Source organism: Microbacterium sp. NPDC087591 (genome assembly GCF_044743625.1).
Taxonomy (GTDB): Bacteria; Actinomycetota; Actinomycetes; order Actinomycetales; family Microbacteriaceae; genus Microbacterium.
The window spans coordinates 1746580-1761608 of the sequence record NZ_JBIUWU010000001.1 but is presented as its reverse complement, the minus strand read 5'-3'; the positions used below and the strand labels follow the sequence as shown (position 1 = coordinate 1761608).

Here is a 15029-nt window from a genome sequence, read left to right as displayed (position 1 = left end):
GGTGGCTTCAGGGCCTCCGCGGGAACATCGACGCATGGACGACAAGAACCTCACCCCCGACCAGACCCCCGAGCCCACCGCAGCCCCCGCGCCCGACGCCCCGACCGTGCCGGTCGCCCCGGCAGCAGCATCCGACGCCACGGCATCCGACGCCACCGCACAGTACCCGGCGGCCGGTCAGCATCCCGCACCCGCAGCGCCTGCCGCTGACACGCCGAAGCCGCGCCGCACCCGCGCCCTGCTCATCGGCGGAGGCATCGCCGCCGCCGTGATCCTCGCGGGCGGCGGCATCGCCGTCGGCGCCGCGATCGGCGACGAGTTCGGCGACGACGACGATCGCCCCTCGGTCTCCGACGACGCACGCCACGACGACGCCCCCGCGGATCGCGACGACCACCGCGGCGACCGGGATGACGACGAGAGCGGCTCGAACGGCGGTGGCACCCCGGTGACCGGCATCGGCACCGCCTCGGCCGACGAGCTCGTGGCGATCGCCGCCGCCGCCCGCGGTGCCGCCGAGGGCGATGTCACCTCGATCGACGCCAAGCGCGACGGCACCTGGGAGGTGCAGCTCACCGCCGCGAACGGCGACGAGACCGACGTGCGCGTCGACGCGGACCTGGCCACGAGCATCGTCTCGACGGATGCCGCCGACGGCGACGACACCGGCCCCGCACTCATCCTCGACGAGGCGACCATCCGCTCGCTCGTGGCCGCCGCGCTCGACGAGGCCGACGGGATGATCACAGACCTCGACGTGGACAGCGACGACGTCAGCCCCTACGACGCCTCGGTGCTCACGACCGACAACCGTTCGATCGACATCGACTTCGACTCCGCATTCGCGGTGGTCGGCACCGACATCGACGACTGAGTACCCGGACGTCCAGGGCGACGCGGGCAGCGTGCGGCGTTCTTCCGCCGCCGCTGCCCGCGTCACTATGCTGTCGCTGGGAGGCTGGGGCATGACCGATCTGAGTGAGCAATCCGGCGATGCCGCACGACGCAGGCTGACTCTTCTGCTGCGCGCCGCGATCACCCGCGGCGACTATCCCGAACGACTGCCGACCGACGACGAACTCGCGGCGACCTACGACGTCTCGCGCGCCGTGGTTCGCGACGCCCTGAACGCGCTGGCCGATGTCGGCATCCTCACCCGCACCCGGGGCATGGGAACGCTGCCGGCCGACAACCGGCCGGTGCCGTTCAACCTGCTGACGATGCCGGCCGAAGGCGGCGTGCCGCAGTACAGCATGCATCCGCGTGTGATCGACATCGCCACGGTGCCGACGCCGACGATGGTCGCCGCGCGGCTGCCAACCGCCGGTGCCGAGGTGCTGCGCGTCGAGTACGTCTCGGTGCCGGACGAACAGGCCGACGGCGTGTCCACCGGCTTCTTCGTGCTGCCCAAGGCCGACCCGCTGCGCACCGCCGACTTCGGAGACAACGTCTACAGCTTCCTCGCAGCGGCAGGGCTCGCGGTCTCGGCGACCGACTTCGTGATCGGCGCGATCACGGCCGGCGACTCCCTCGCGCTGCGGCTGCGGACCCGGGCATCGAGCGCGGTGCTCTTCCTCGAACAGACCATCTACGACGACGCGGGTGATCCGCTGAGCTTCTCGGTGGTCGCGATGCGGGGCGACAGACTCGCCGTGTTCTCGCACGCCCACCGCTGACGCCGGCGCTCACCCGCCGGCGAGGTGGGGTCCGGCGGGTGAGCGGTCGTCGCCGGTGCGTGCACCATCGACGACGGCGGCCATAGGAATCTCCGCTGGGCCGGAGATCCGTCGGGTCGCGCTGTTCCCCTTCGGATCTCCGAAGGTGGATCATCGCTCGCCACGAGGCTACGACGCTCCGTATCGCGGCGACAACGCCGCCGGGACTGCGCCTGGATTGCGCCGCTCGATGCCGCGAGAACACCGGGTGGAAGCGGATGCTACGCCGCCGGGCTGCCCTCTTCCGCGGCACCCTGAACCGCGTCCCCGTCGACGGGTCGCACGCCTGCCGTGACGTTGTGGGCGAAGTAGCGCACCCGATCGCCGCGTTGGGCGACGGTCGAGAAGCAGATCGCGGCCCCCGCCTCGTCGTACATGACCTGTTCGAGGGTCAGCACCGGCGCTCCGGGCGGCATGGCCAAGCGCCCTGCCGTGTACAGATCCGCCTCGGCCGCACCGATGAGCAGTTCGCTCGCCGACAGGTGGATGCCCCCGTTCGCGAGGAACGCGTAGATGTTGTGGCCGAAATCCGCGTCCCGCAGCGCGTCGGCCCGTGGCAGCAGGAAGTAGTTGGTCGACACGGCGCCGGGGAACTCCTGGGCCACCGCGATGTACTCGACGCGCAGCACCTCGGGCCCGCACTCCGGGATCCGTGCGGCGACCACCGGCGGAGTGGGGATCACCGATCTGTCGGTCACGCGTGGATAGGTGGACTGCTCGGGGACCCCGTCGACACCGTGGAACGCCCGGAGGCCGAAGATCGACGGGAGCACCCCCGTGCGCGTGCCCAGTCCCGGCTCTCGGGACACGACCCCCGATTCGGCCAGCTCGCGCATCGCATCCCGCACGACGGCGCGCGTGGAGCCGGTCGTGTCCATCAGCTCCCATTCCCGAGGGAGCCGACCGCGGGGATAGTCCCCACGTCCGATCGCCGACCGCACGAGGAGGTTCAGTCTGCGGCGTTCGGCATTGCCTTCGGGTTCGCGCAGATGCTGGGATGAATCCCGTTTCACGACGATCAGTGTAGCGATCGAGGTGCGCCGTCCGACAGAGCATTAGCATGCAGACATGACGAAATCCGCTCCGATCGACGACGTATCCATCGGCGGCGACATGATCCGCCTCGGCCAGTTCCTGAAGTACTCAGGCCTGCTCGACTCGGGCGGCGACGCCAAAGAGGTCGTGATCGATGGCTACGTGACGGTCAACGGCGAGGTCGACCGCCGCCGTGGGCGGCAACTGCACGACGGCGACCTGGTGAGCTTCGAAGGGCGCACGGTCCGCGTCCGCCCCTGACCGAGCATCGCCGCCGCACCACCGCACTCGCAAGGACCACCCCATGCCGGACTCCTCCTCCTACGACCTCAACCGCGCCAACTGGGACGAGCGCGCGCCGCTGCATCTGGCCTCGCGCGAGTACGCCGTCCAGTCCTATGTCGACGATCCGACCCGGCTCTCCGACGTCGTCGCCTTCGACCGCGAGCGACTCGGCGACCTGCACGGCGTCAAGGCCGTGCACCTGCAGTGCCACATCGGCACCGACACCATCTCGCTCGAGCGCCTGGGCGCCCAGGTCACCGGCCTGGACTTCTCTCCCGCCGCGATCGAGGGCGCCCGCGACCTCGCCGCACGTGCGAACAGCTCGGCCGTGTTCGTCGAGTCGAACGTCGACCGCGCCGTCTCCGCACTCGGAGAAGGTCGTTTCGACCTGGTCTACACCGGGATCGGAGCACTGTGCTGGCTCCCCGACATCACCGCGTGGGCGCGCACGGTGTCGTCTCTGCTCACCCCCGGGGGTCGCCTCTTCATCCGCGAGGGCCACCCGGTGCTCTGGGCGATCGACGAGGACAAGACGGACGCGCTCATCCTGGGCTACCCGTACTTCGAACAGTCCGAACCGCTGGTCTGGGACGACTCGAGCACCTACGTCGAGACAGAGGAGCGCATCCGGGCCTCCGTCACCCACGAGTGGAACCACGGCATCGGCGAGATCCTGACGGCCGTGCTGGATGCCGGCCTGACCATCACGCAGTTCGTCGAGCACACCAGCGTGCCGTGGGAGGCCCTGCCCGGGCGTATGTATCTCGACGACAACGGCGAGTGGACGCTGACCGAGCACCCGGAACGGCTTCCGCTCACCTACACGCTGCAGGCGACCAAGACGGTCTGAGCGGCGTCGGCTCATCCGTCACGGAGGCGCCGGGTCAGACCGCGATCGCGCTGATCGATGCGTGCGGTCGACGCCCCTCGTGTGCCCGCGCCTCGCTGTCGACGGCGGAGAACCCCGCCCCCTCGAGCAGCGCCGTCATGCCGTCGATCGACCAGTAGTGGGCGGTCGTCACGGCATGCGCGAACGGTTCGCCGTCCGCTCCGTCGAAGAACCCCAGAAGCAGGTGTCCACCGGTGCGCAACAGGCGACGTGCGGCAGCGAGGAGTGACGGGAGCTCATCGGCATCCGCATGGATCACGGAGTACCAGGCGAGGATGCCGCCCAGCGACCCGGGCTCCATGCCGGGATCGGCCAGCGATGCCACCCGGAACGGCACATGCGGAAACCGCGACGCGGCGTGCGCGATGAAGTCCGGCACCAGATCGATGCCTTCGACGTCATGCCCGCGCTCGGCGAGGAATGCGGTCCAGTGCCCCGGGCCGCATCCCGCATCGAGAACCCGTCCATCGATGCCGTCTGCCCAGACCCGGATGCGTTCCCGGTCGACCTCGTCCATCTGCTCGATGTCGCCGAGGAGGGCCGTGTACTCGGCCGCACGCGCGGAGTAGCTGTCGCGCACGCGGCGGTCGACCATCCTCTGCCCCCGTGTCATCCGGCACAGTTTACGTTTCCGTAACACGAATGTCTTGTCTCCGAACCCGGGCCAGTTTACAGTGTGCTTACTGGAGGTAATCGAACTGATTACCGGGAGAGGGGAGGGCGTGATGGACGACAGCAATCTCGGCGCTCGCGTGCGTGAGCTGCGCACACTGCGGCAGATGTCCACACGTGAACTCGCGCGCCGAGCATCCATCAGCGCCGGGTACGTCAGCCAGATCGAGAACGGTCAGGCCAACACCAGCCTGGATGTCGTCCGGCGCATCGCGGCGGCCGTCGGGATTCCGTGGACCGAGCTGTTCAGCGCTCAGCCCGCGGTGGGCACCGTGCTGCGGCGCGGCGAGCGCCCCATGCTGTCATCGGGCAACTCCGTCCGCCACTTCAGCATCACCCAACCGCCGCTGGGCAACGTCGAGGTGTTGACCTCGGAGTACGAGCCCGGCCACGGCGAGGGAGGCGAGAACTACACGCACGGCGACTCGCAGGAGATTTGCGTGATCCTGCGAGGGAGGTTCCGCTTCAACCTGGGCGACCAGGAGTTCATCCTCGAACCGGGCGACAGCATCGACTACCGCACGTCGACTCCGCACAGCATCGTGAACGTCGGCGACTCCGTCGGCGAAGCACTGTGGGTGGTGACCCCACCCTCCGCGGCCCCACCCGTCACGACCTGACCGCAGGGCCCGCACCGACGCCGGCCCCCTCATACGCCCGCTTCGTCGTCCGACGACAGCGGTGTTCGGCGATGCCGAAAATGCTCGACCTTCACTACCTGCTCGACCTTCACTACCTGCTCGACCTTCACTACCTGCTCGACCCGAACAGCATCACCTCGACTATGTGCAAGGAGACACCATGAAGACCATCCGGACCACCGCCGCAGCGGTCACCGCTGCCGCGCTGATCGCCGCTCTCGCAGGCTGCTCGACCGACACGGACAGCTCCGGCTCGACCGATGCCCTGACCACCGTCGAGTTCGGCCTGCCCACGAACATGGGCGCCAACAACTCGCCGATGGCCGTCGCCGAGGCGCTCGGCTACTTCCAGGACGAGGGCCTCAAGGTCGACATCGTCGTGACGGGCGACTCGACCTCGATCGTGCAGGGCATCGACTCCGGCTCGCTGGACATCGGCAGCACGCCGCCCGAGCCGATCTGGCAGGCCATGACCAAGGGCAGCGATCTGCAGCTCGTCTACAACTACATCCGCAAGCAGACCGGATCGCTCGCGGTGCTCGAAGACAGCCCGATCACGTCGCTCGACGACTTCGAGGGCGCGGTGATCGGCCAGTACAGCCTCGGCACCTCGAACATGCTGCTCTCCGAGGGCATCCTCGCCTCAGCGGGGCTGGAGCCCGATGTCGACTACACGCACCTGGCGGTGGGCACGGGCGCCGCTGCGCTGCAGGCCCTGAAGACCGGCCAGGTCGATGCGCTGTCGCTGTGGGACACCGAGTACGCGGCGTTCGAGGCGCAGGGCACTCCCCTGCGCTACTTCACGACCGACGAGGTCGCCTCCCTCTTCTCCACGACGTACTTCTCCAGTACCGACTTCGTGGCGGACAACCCCGAGGTGGTCGAGGGGTTCGGGCGCGCGATGGCCAAGGCGACGCTGTTCACGGCGACCAACCCCGAGGCGGCGCTGCGCATCATGTACGACGAGTACCCCGACACTCTGGTCGCCGGCAACTCGATCGACGACCAGCTGAAGGTCGACCTGGTCGCACTCAACGCCCGGATCGCCCTGCTGACCGCCGGCGACCCCCAGGGCACGCAGTCGTGGGGAGCCTATGACGAGGCTGCGCTGACGGCATGGGGAACCTTCGCCCTGGATGCCGGCATCATCGACTCCGCCGTCGACACGGTCGCCGCAGCACCGAACACCTTCGTCACCGCCTACAACGACTTCGATGCCGACGCGGTCGTCGCCGAGGCGGAGAAGTGGAGCGCCGAATGAGCATCCCGACCTTCACCGCCGGCGTCCCGGCGATCGATCACCATTCCCACGCCGGCTATGTGCGACCGGGCGAGCGACTGGAGGGGATCGACGCCCTCCAGCGTGAGAACGCGATGGGGCACCTGGAAGCGAACCTTCCTGTCGAGGTGTTCGACGCGTTCATCACCGCTCGGGCCGCCGGAGACGCGGGCGAGCTCGCCCGGCTGGAGGCCGACCACGGCATCCAGGCGCTCTTCGACGAGAGCAGCATCTTCCAGTCGACGTCGGTCTACGGGGTCTCGCTGGCCGAGGGAACCCGTGCCCTCTACGGCGAGCTCGACCACGCGGAGGCCGTCCGGGTGAGTGCGCAGCAGCGCGAGGACGACTTCCCCGGCCTGTACGACCGCGCGCTGGAGGTGTCGGAGACGGCCCTCGTGCTCACCGACATCCCCGCGATCGATGCGCAGTCCTGGTCTCCCGAACGGTACAAGCCGATCGGGCGGATCGACCCGTACCTGTATCCGTTCGGCCACCCGGTGTTCCGCCGTCGCGGTTCCGACACCCCGAGGTTCCGGAGGGTGTTCGGCTCGATCCTGCGGGATCTGCTGGATGCCGAGGGGCTCGACGAACCGCCGACGACCCTCGGTGCCTACCTCGACTTCGTGCGCGGATCGATCATCCGGCGACAGGAGAGCGGATTCGTCGGGCTGAAGATCGCCTCGGCCTACGTGCGCTCGCTCGATTTCACCCGGCGTTCCCGCGAGGAGGCCGAGGCGGCGTATGCGCTGTTGCGACAGGATCCCGGGGCGGTCGAGACGCCGGCATACGCCGCACTCGCCGACTACCTGATCTTCGCGATCGCGGAGATGGCGGTGGAGCGCGAGCTGCCCGTGCAGATTCACACCGGCATGGGCCATGCCGAGCCGGGTCTGCTGCTGTCGGGCGCCGATCCGCGCCTCCTGGAGCCGCTGCTGTCGGATCGTGCGCTGAACCGGCTGCGGGTGATCCTCATCCACGGCGGGTATCCCTACACATCGCATCTCGCCGCACTGAGTCAGGCGCACGGGAACGTGTTCGTCGACTTCTCCTGGATGCCGTACCTGCATCACCACGCGTTGGAGCGAATGCTGCAGGAGTGGTTGGAGCTGCTGCCGGCCGACAAGGTCATGTTCGGGACGGATACCGGGCAGCCGGAGTTCCACGTCGCGTCGGTGGCCCGTGGCCGCCTGCTGCTGGACCGGGCGCTCGCATCCGGGGTGGCGGATCGGCTGTGGACGACGACGCAGGCGGAGTGGTTGGCCCGTCGAGTACTGAACGAGAACCTGACTCGTGTCTATGGATTGGAGGCATTATGAGCACGCTGATCGAGATCGAAGACCTGTCGAAGGTCTATCAGACCCGCACCGGGGATGTGACCGCGCTCTCGCACGTGGACCTGGGAATCGGCGAGGGCGAGTTCGTCTCGATCCTCGGGCCCAGCGGGTGCGGCAAGACGACGCTGCTGCGGATCCTCGCGGGACTGGAGCAGCACACGGCCGGGTCGGCGACGATCTCCGGGGTGCCGATCGGAGCCCCACGCGGGGAGGCGGGGATGGTCTTCCAGAAGGCGACGCTGCTGCCGTGGTTGAACATCCTCGACAACGTGCTGCTGCCGCTGAGCCTGAAGCGACGCGTCACGGCGGCCGACCGCGGCCATGCGACGAGCCTGTTGACGATGGTCGGACTCGGGGAGTTCGTGTCCAAGCATCCGCATGAGCTGTCCGGCGGCATGCAGCAGCGCGCCGCGATCTGCCGGGCGCTCGTGCACGATCCTGCGGTGCTGCTGATGGATGAGCCGTTCGGCGCACTGGATGCGATGACCCGCGACGCGTTGAACGTGGAGTTGAACCGCATCTGGCGGGAGACCGCGACCACCGCGGTGCTGATCACCCACAGCATCAGCGAGGCCGTGTTCCTCGCTGAGCGCGTCGTGGTGATGACCGCTCGCCCTGGGAGGATCGCCGAGATCATCGACATCCCGTTCGGGAAGACGCGGACCCCGGAGCTGCTCGGCGACCCCGAGTTCGCCGCACTCACCGCTCACATCCGTCGTCACTTCGAGGTGGCAGCATGACCGCCACGGTGCAGATCCCGACACAGCGCCGGGCTCTCGTGAACACACCCATGAAGCGCACTCTCGCCTCGCTGGGTCTGCTGGCGGTGCTGCTCCTCGCCTGGCAGTTCGTGCCGGGGTGGACGAACACCCCCGAGTACGTCGTGCCTCCGCTCAGCGATGTGCTGGCGGCGCTGTTCGATCCGGCGGCGCTGCCGCGGTACCTGGAGAACGCGGCCTCGACCATGTCGATCGTGCTGCTGGGTCTCGTCATCGGTGTCGTAGCGGGGCTGGTGCTGGCCATCCTGCTCGCGCAATCCCCCACCGCGTATGCCGTGGTGTTCCCGTACATCGTCGCGATCGAGTCGATCCCGAAGGTGGCCGTCGCGCCGCTGTTCATCATCTGGTTCGGATTCGGGATGCCGTCGAAGGTCGTCGTCGTGGTGCTGCTGGCGTTCTTCCCGATGCTCGTGAACGCGCTGCACGGGTTCCGCGGGGTCGATCGGGATCAGCTGGACCTGTTCCGCGTGAACGGAGCGAAGCCGCTGCAGATCCAGACCAGGCTCATGCTGCCGGCCGCGCTCCCGCAGATCTTCTCCGGGCTCGAGCTGGCCGTCGCCAACTCGATGATCGGCGCGATCGTGGCGGAGTTCGTCGGAGCCCAGAAGGGTCTCGGTGTGCTGATCTTGCAGGCGCAGGGGCGGATGGAGACGGCGGCCGTGTTCGCGCTGCTGATCATCCTGTCTGTCCTGGGCATCCTGCTCAACCTCGCGGTGCGGGTGCTGCGGAAGATCGTCATCCGCTGGGAGATCACGGCGCGCTGAGCGCCTTGCGAGTGGGGGCGCGCTGACGGTGCGCCCCCACTCAGACGAGAGGAGAAGTCATGACATTCAGCATCATCGCCACAGACCCGGCGACGGGCGCCGTGGGAGTGTGCCAGGGCACCGGATCGATCGCGCTCGCGTCGCGCTGTCCGCAGGTGGCGGGCGGCGTGGCCGTGACCAGCCAGTGGCACTCCGACTGGCGTCTCGGCCAGCGGGCGTGGGATCTCGGACAGACCGGGCTGGATCCGCGGTCGATCATCGCGGCGCTGTCGACCACCGACCCGTCCTTCCGGTACCGGCAGCTCGGAATCGTGCTCGACGATGGCCGCGTCGCCGCCCACACCGGCGACTACGTGGAGGGCGAGCTGTACGCGGGACACCTCGTCGGCGACGGCTTCGCTGCGCTGGGCAACGGGCTGGTGGGCGCGGGCGTGCTCGAGGCCATGGGCGCGCGCTTCGAGTCCGCGACCGACGTGCCGTTCGAGGAGCGGCTGCTGCAGTCGCTCGAGGCCGGACTCGCGGCCGGAGGCGAGGGCAGACGCCATGTGTCGTCGTCGATCATCACGACCGTGCGCGGAGCGCGCCGTGCCCGGCTGGACCTGCGTGTGGACATCGCGCCCGAGGAGGCGGATTCGATCCACGAGCTGCGGCGCATCGTCGACGAGTACGCGCCCCTCATGGACTACTACGCCGACTACTGGCTCGACCACCCCGAGGTGACGCCCGAGCAGTGGCTGGCTGCAGCGAGACCGCTCAGCGGGGCATGAGTGCACGGCCTGTCCGGCCGCACGGCTTCCGCTCTCCGCGTCAGTGGAAGTCGCCGCCCGGCGCCATGTCCGCGAAGCGCGAGTAGTGGCCCTGGAACGCGACGGTGATGGTCGCGGTCGGACCGTTACGGTGCTTGGCCACGATCAGGTCGGCCTCACCGGGACGCACGTCCTTGTCGTAGACCGAGTCGCGGTGCAGCAGGATGACCATGTCGGCATCCTGCTCGATCGATCCGGACTCACGCAGGTCGCTGATCGCGGGCTTCTTGTCGGTGCGCTGCTCGGGACCACGGTTCAGTTGCGACAGGGCGATGACCGGAACCTGCAGCTCCTTGGCGATGAGCTTGAGGCTACGCGAGAACTCCGAGACCTCCTGCTGACGTGACTCGACGCGCTTGCCCGACGTCATCAGCTGCAGGTAGTCGATGATGACCATGCGCAGGCCTTCGCGCTGCTTGAGCCGACGGCACTTCGCACGGATCTCGACCAGCGTCATGTTGGGGCTGTCGTCGATGTAGAGCGGGGCGTCGTTGATGCGCCCGCGCGTCGCGGCGACCGTCGTCCAGTCGCGAGGGTCGAGGTTTCCCTTGCGCATGTTCTGCAGGGGGATCGCACCCTCGGCGCTGAGCAGACGCATCGCGATCTCGCTCTTGCCCATCTCGAGCGAGAAGAAGACGGAGGGGAGGTTGTGACCGATGGATGCCGAGCGCGCGAAGTCGAGCGCGAGCGTCGACTTACCCATGGCGGGTCGGGCGGCGACGACGATCATCTGGCCACCGTGCAGACCGTTGGTGAGCTCGTCGAGCTCCTTGAAGCCGGTGGGGACACCGGTCATGGACCCATCGCGACCGCTGGCCGCCTCGATCTCTTCAAGAGCGGCGTCGACGGCGATCTGCAGGGGAACGTAGTCCTCGGCCGTCTCGGCACCGGTGACGGCGTAGATCTCAGCCTGGGCGTTGTTGACGATGTCGGTCGCGTCGCCCTCGCCCGCGTAGCCCAGCTGCACGATGCGCGTGCCGGCGTCGACGAGGCGGCGCAGGACGGCACGCTCGGAGACGATGCCGGCGTAGTAGCCGGCGTTGGCGGCGGTGGGGACGATCGAGGTCAGCGTGTGCAGGTAGTCGGCACCGCCGGCCCTGCCGAGCTCGCCCGTCTTGATGAGCTCGTCGGTGACCGCGACCACGTCGGTGGGCTCGCCGTGCGAGTACAGCGAGAGGACCGCTTCGAAGATCAGCTCGTGTTTGGGGATGTAGAAGTCCGCGCCCTTGAGGGTCTCGATCACATCGGCGACGGCGTCCTTCGAGAGCAGCATCCCACCCAGGGCGCTCTGCTCAGCGAGGAGGTCGTGCGGCGGCACGCGCTCGGGAGCGCGCTGCCCTCCGAGACGGTCCTGCGAGATGTCCGCGATCGACACACTGCTCCCTTCGATGCGACTTTCGTTGACGTGGTTGCGCCGCTGCAGGAAGCGGGGCTGGATCCGCTTCGACTGTGCGACGGGCACCTGCACAGCGAATCAGGCACCCCCGACATTCGGTCGCTCGCTAACGCTACGAGGGCGGCTTTCCCCATGCAACACGGCCTGTGGATAACCCTGTGCAAAGTGTGCGAACAAGATCGGAGTGTCTGTGCAGAACCGCTGTGGATAACTCGGTGGAGGGGGTGCGACGAGAACTTTCTTTGTCGCTCTGACCTGGGTTTTGTTGTTTCCCCACCCTGTGGATGGAAAAGAGCTTCAATATTCGATTGAAGGTTGCCTCCGCTGGGGAGGAATGTGTACAACCTGGGGAAAGTCAAGCTCAGATTCTCCCGGGCGCGTCACGGATCGACATCAACGGCATCGCGCGGAAAACCCCCTAGACAGGGGGAATCCGTGCGAGTAAGGTCTGCCGCAATCGATGCACTTCGTGTAGACGTGCGTTGCCTTCGGAGGGGGAGGTTGACGTGGATGCTCGGGCCACCCGACGCGGCGTACCAGCCGGCGTCATCTGGGGTGGCCTCGGCGTGCTCCTCTGGTCCGCATTCACGATCCTCACCGGCGGCGTCGCCCACGCAGACGAGGGGGACGACGGCCCGCTCGACGGACTCACATCTCTCGTCGGCCAGACCGTCACCCAGGTCGCCGAACCCGTCGTGACGCAGGTCGTCACTCCGGTGGTCACGCAGGTCGTCGCCCCGGTCGTCCAGACCGTGGTCGCGCCGGTGCAGCAGGCCGCACCGGAAGTCGTGAAGACGGTCACCGAGACCGTGTCGGACACGCCCGTCGTCGGCCCTGCCGTTGCCCCCGTGGTGACGGTGGTCGCTGACACGGCGCAGGCCGTCACCACTCCCGTCACCGACCTGCTCACCGACTCCCCGGTCGCGCAGATCACGGATCCGATCCTGGATGCCGTCACCGGCCTTCCCGTCGTCGGCGGCCTCGTCGACGATCTCGGCGTGACCGGCGTCGTCCGCGATGTGGTCGGCGTCGTCGACGAAGCGACCGGGCTCATCGGCGACATCGGTGCCGGGACGCTTCCGCCGGTGCTCGAGGCTCTCGAACCGACGACCCCCGGCGCCGTGCCCAGCACTCCGTCCACCCCGACTGTCGCGATCCCGGCCCCCGCGGTGAGCGCCGCTCCCGGCGCAGCCCCCAGCGCGGGGCCTGCGAGTGCGCTCTCGACGGCCGCGGCGTCCTCCTCGGGCGATGCCACTGCACCGCCGCCCGTGGTCTTCGTGAACGATGACGTCGTCCCGGCGGGCCTCCCCGCGGACGGCGCACCCGGTGCCCCACCTGGCGCCCCGGTATCCCCGACATCCTCCGCCGGCCCCGGCGGAGCATCCCCGTACGCCCATGCTCGCCTCAGCGACTCCGGCGTATCCCCGCTCCGTGCCTGGGAGCGGGCTGCCGGCGCATCCGACGACGCCCTTCCGGCGTCTCCGGTCGCCGACACCGACGTCTCCCCTGACTGACGGGTCGTCTCGTCGTTCCTCGTGAACGGCAGATGCTGTGCTGCGCGCCCCCAGATGCGCGCGCACTTCCCAGACACCCCACACCCAGTCAGGAGCAACATCATGCGTACTTATCTGAAGCGTGCCCTCTGGGGGACGCTCATCGCCGGCGGGATCACCCTGTTCGGCGCAACGGCCGCGAACGCGGCCGAGACATCGGGAGAGGATGGCCTTCTCTCCGGCACCCAAGCAGTGGCGCCGATCTCCGCGCCGATCACGGTCGTCGGCAATGCGATCTCGGTGCTCGGCACCTCGACCGCGTCGGCACCCGCTCCCACCCCCGCCCCGGCACCCGCCCCGGCACCGGCACCCGCCCCGGCTCCGGCACCCGCCCCGTCACCGGTGACGAGTGGCGAATCCGGCGCGGGCTCCGGCACCCAGGCCGCGGTCACCGTGACCGTTCCCGTCACCGTGACGGGCAATGCGGTGAGCCTTCTCGGCACGTCTTCAGCCAGCACCCCGACCGCGGTTTCCCAGAGTGAGGCTCCCCAGGCCCAGACTCCCGCGGCCGGGGTGCCGTCCGTCACGACCACCGGCATCGACGGCGTGCTCTCGGGCACGCAGGCGCTGCTGCAGGTCGATGCGCCGGTGACGGTCACCGGCAACTCGGTGTCGCTGCTCGGCACGAGTGGCACGAGCGCACCGGCAGGGCAGCGAGCCGCAGCACCGGCATCCTCTGCTCCCACCGGTGCGGCTACAGACGGATCGGATGGCGTCGGCAGCGGAACCCAGGTCGTCGCGCCGGTCAGCGCGCCGGTGACGGTCGGCGGCAACGCGATCTCGATCCTCGGTGACAGCAGTGTCACCGGAGGCTCGGGAGCATCCGCCCCCGCCTCGACGCCCGCCCCGTCTGGCGGCACCTCGGGCGATGACTCGCTCCTGGGTGGCACCCAGGTGACGGCCCCCATCGCCGCGCCGATCACGGTGGTCGGCAACGCGGTCACCGTCGGCGACACCAGCGCGGTGTCCGCACCGGCTCCGGCGGCTCCCGCCCCGGCAGGCCCGTCGGAGAGCACCCCGGCAGCACCCGCCACGTCCGGCGAGGACGGCATCGGAGGCGGCACCCAGGTGATCGCGCCGGTCACGGCTCCCGTCACGGTGGGCGGCAACGCGATCGGCATCCTCGGCGACAGCAGTGTCGCCGGAGGCGCGGGCTCGCCCGCACCGGCATCCACGCCCGGCACTCCCGCCGAGACGTCGGGTGACGATGCGATCCTCGGTGGCACGCAGGTGATCGCGCCGGTCACGGCGCCGGTCTCGGTCGTCGGCAACGCGATCGGCATCCTCGGCGACAGCAGTGTCACCGGAGCCCCGAGCGCCGGTCCGGCCCCTACCGCTCCGACCACGGGAGGCGGCCTCACGACCGGCCTGGACTCGATCCTCGGCGGCACACAGCTGTCGGTGCCGCTGACCCTGCCGATCACGATCGGCGGCAACGCCATCGCCGTGGGAGGCGAGAGCACGGTCACGACGCCGGGGACGAACCCGGGCACGGACCCCGGCACGGACCCCGGCACGGATCCGGGCACCGATCCGGGAACCGACCCCGGAACGGATCCCGGCACCGATCCCGGTACTGACCCCGGAACCGACCCGGGGACGGATCCGGGAACCGCTCCCGGCGCTGACCCCGTCGGGTCGGGTGCGGCATCGGCATCCGGAGGCGTCACGACCGGCGCGGCGGAAGGTCTCGCCATGACCGGCGGCGCCCCCGCACCCGGTCTGCTCGCGATCGGAGCGCTGCTGCTGCTCGGGGGCCTCGCCCTGCTGCGTCGTCGCACGATGACGGCGTAGCCCCAGCCCCGGCGGTGCGGGCGTCCTCGGGGGAGGAGACCTTGCACCGTCGGTGCGCGGGCGCGTCGACGATCGCGGCGACCGGGC

General features: G+C 69.2%; 15 protein-coding genes. 12 read left to right on the top strand and 3 right to left on the bottom strand.

Translation table 11 applies throughout. The features are described 5' to 3' along the window. The first annotated feature begins 34 nt into the window (after positions 1-34). On the top strand, positions 35-874 hold the full coding sequence (locus tag ACIOVG_RS08290) for a hypothetical protein (RefSeq protein ID WP_400871422.1): 840 nt from the start codon (positions 35-37) through the stop codon (positions 872-874). 91 nt (positions 875-965) lie between these two features. Beyond that, entirely contained in the window at positions 966-1676 is a 711-nt protein-coding gene (locus ACIOVG_RS08285) for a GntR family transcriptional regulator (protein WP_400871419.1), read from the top strand. Between the two features lie 260 nt (positions 1677-1936). On the opposite strand, the gene ACIOVG_RS08280 is transcribed toward ACIOVG_RS08285, so the two are convergent. Then, on the bottom strand, positions 1937-2728 hold the full coding sequence (locus tag ACIOVG_RS08280) for a GntR family transcriptional regulator (protein ID WP_400871416.1): 792 nt from the start codon (positions 2726-2728) through the stop codon (positions 1937-1939). 55 nt (positions 2729-2783) lie between these two features. Between ACIOVG_RS08280 and ACIOVG_RS08275 the strand changes: the two genes are divergently transcribed. After that, entirely contained in the window at positions 2784-3011 is a 228-nt protein-coding gene (locus tag ACIOVG_RS08275; RefSeq protein WP_400871413.1) for an RNA-binding S4 domain-containing protein, read from the top strand. Positions 3012-3054: 43 nt separating this feature from the next. Next, a complete protein-coding gene (locus tag ACIOVG_RS08270; protein WP_400871410.1) occupies positions 3055-3885 on the top strand; it encodes a class I SAM-dependent methyltransferase in 831 nt (276 codons plus the stop codon). A gap of 34 nt (positions 3886-3919) precedes the next feature. Here the strand turns inward: ACIOVG_RS08270 and ACIOVG_RS08265 are convergent, their stop codons facing one another. Beyond that, positions 3920-4537 carry a class I SAM-dependent DNA methyltransferase gene (locus tag ACIOVG_RS08265; protein WP_400871407.1) on the bottom strand — a complete coding sequence of 206 codons (618 nt, stop codon included), beginning with the start codon at positions 4535-4537 and terminating at the stop codon, positions 3920-3922. Between the two features lie 112 nt (positions 4538-4649). On the opposite strand from ACIOVG_RS08265, the gene ACIOVG_RS08260 reads away from it, so the two are divergent. The 6 genes from ACIOVG_RS08260 to ACIOVG_RS08235 all read left to right on the top strand — a co-directional run bounded on the left by ACIOVG_RS08260 (position 4650) and on the right by ACIOVG_RS08235 (position 10160). Then, positions 4650-5216, top strand: coding sequence for a helix-turn-helix domain-containing protein (locus ACIOVG_RS08260; protein ID WP_400871404.1), 567 nt, complete (start codon positions 4650-4652; stop codon positions 5214-5216). A 181-nt stretch (positions 5217-5397) separates the two neighbouring features. After that, a complete protein-coding gene (locus ACIOVG_RS08255) occupies positions 5398-6498 on the top strand; it encodes an ABC transporter substrate-binding protein (RefSeq protein ID WP_400871401.1) in 1101 nt (366 codons plus the stop codon). Continuing rightward, a complete protein-coding gene (locus ACIOVG_RS08250) occupies positions 6495-7832 on the top strand; it encodes an amidohydrolase family protein (protein ID WP_400871398.1) in 1338 nt (445 codons plus the stop codon). Before ACIOVG_RS08255 ends, ACIOVG_RS08250 begins: the two co-directional genes overlap by 4 nt. Continuing rightward, positions 7829-8590 (top strand): ABC transporter ATP-binding protein, encoded by a 762-nt coding sequence (locus tag ACIOVG_RS08245; RefSeq protein WP_400871395.1) that lies wholly within the window; start codon positions 7829-7831, stop codon positions 8588-8590. The genes ACIOVG_RS08250 and ACIOVG_RS08245 overlap by 4 nt, the downstream gene beginning before the upstream one ends. Beyond that, a complete protein-coding gene (locus ACIOVG_RS08240) occupies positions 8587-9393 on the top strand; it encodes an ABC transporter permease (RefSeq protein WP_400871392.1) in 807 nt (268 codons plus the stop codon). The genes ACIOVG_RS08245 and ACIOVG_RS08240 overlap by 4 nt, the downstream gene beginning before the upstream one ends. Positions 9394-9452: 59 nt before the next feature. After that, the gene (locus ACIOVG_RS08235) at positions 9453-10160 is read left to right on the top strand and encodes a DUF1028 domain-containing protein (RefSeq protein WP_400871389.1); all 708 of its coding nucleotides are present in this window, start codon (positions 9453-9455) and stop codon (positions 10158-10160) included. 40 nt (positions 10161-10200) lie between these two features. On the opposite strand, the gene dnaB is transcribed toward ACIOVG_RS08235, so the two are convergent. After that, positions 10201-11574, bottom strand: coding sequence for a replicative DNA helicase (gene dnaB / locus ACIOVG_RS08230; RefSeq protein ID WP_400872713.1), 1374 nt, complete (start codon positions 11572-11574; stop codon positions 10201-10203). Between the two features lie 527 nt (positions 11575-12101). Between dnaB and ACIOVG_RS08225 the strand changes: the two genes are divergently transcribed. Both ACIOVG_RS08225 and ACIOVG_RS08220 read left to right on the top strand, forming a co-directional pair. Continuing rightward, positions 12102-13109, top strand: coding sequence for a hypothetical protein (locus ACIOVG_RS08225; RefSeq protein WP_400871386.1), 1008 nt, complete (start codon positions 12102-12104; stop codon positions 13107-13109). A 102-nt stretch (positions 13110-13211) separates the two neighbouring features. Then, a complete protein-coding gene (locus tag ACIOVG_RS08220; RefSeq protein WP_400871383.1) occupies positions 13212-14942 on the top strand; it encodes a chaplin family protein in 1731 nt (576 codons plus the stop codon). Positions 14943-15029: the final 87 nt, after the last annotated feature.

Excerpts from the sequence above, each read along its gene's own strand:
- ACIOVG_RS08265 (WP_400871407.1), bottom strand. The coding sequence starts at position 4,537 with ATGACACGGGGGCAGAGGATGGTCGACCGCCGCGTGCGCGACAGCTAC.
- ACIOVG_RS08235 (WP_400871389.1), top strand. The coding sequence starts at position 9,453 with ATGACATTCAGCATCATCGCCACAGACCCGGCGACGGGCGCCGTGGGA.
- ACIOVG_RS08250 (WP_400871398.1), top strand. The coding sequence starts at position 6,495 with ATGAGCATCCCGACCTTCACCGCCGGCGTCCCGGCGATCGATCACCAT.
- ACIOVG_RS08260 (WP_400871404.1), top strand. The coding sequence starts at position 4,650 with ATGGACGACAGCAATCTCGGCGCTCGCGTGCGTGAGCTGCGCACACTG.
- ACIOVG_RS08290 (WP_400871422.1), top strand. The coding sequence starts at position 35 with ATGGACGACAAGAACCTCACCCCCGACCAGACCCCCGAGCCCACCGCA.
- ACIOVG_RS08240 (WP_400871392.1), top strand. The coding sequence starts at position 8,587 with ATGACCGCCACGGTGCAGATCCCGACACAGCGCCGGGCTCTCGTGAAC.
- ACIOVG_RS08285 (WP_400871419.1), top strand. The coding sequence starts at position 966 with ATGACCGATCTGAGTGAGCAATCCGGCGATGCCGCACGACGCAGGCTG.
- ACIOVG_RS08270 (WP_400871410.1), top strand. The coding sequence starts at position 3,055 with ATGCCGGACTCCTCCTCCTACGACCTCAACCGCGCCAACTGGGACGAG.
- ACIOVG_RS08245 (WP_400871395.1), top strand. The coding sequence starts at position 7,829 with ATGAGCACGCTGATCGAGATCGAAGACCTGTCGAAGGTCTATCAGACC.
- ACIOVG_RS08220 (WP_400871383.1), top strand. The coding sequence starts at position 13,212 with ATGCGTACTTATCTGAAGCGTGCCCTCTGGGGGACGCTCATCGCCGGC.
- ACIOVG_RS08255 (WP_400871401.1), top strand. The coding sequence starts at position 5,398 with ATGAAGACCATCCGGACCACCGCCGCAGCGGTCACCGCTGCCGCGCTG.
- ACIOVG_RS08275 (WP_400871413.1), top strand. The coding sequence starts at position 2,784 with ATGACGAAATCCGCTCCGATCGACGACGTATCCATCGGCGGCGACATG.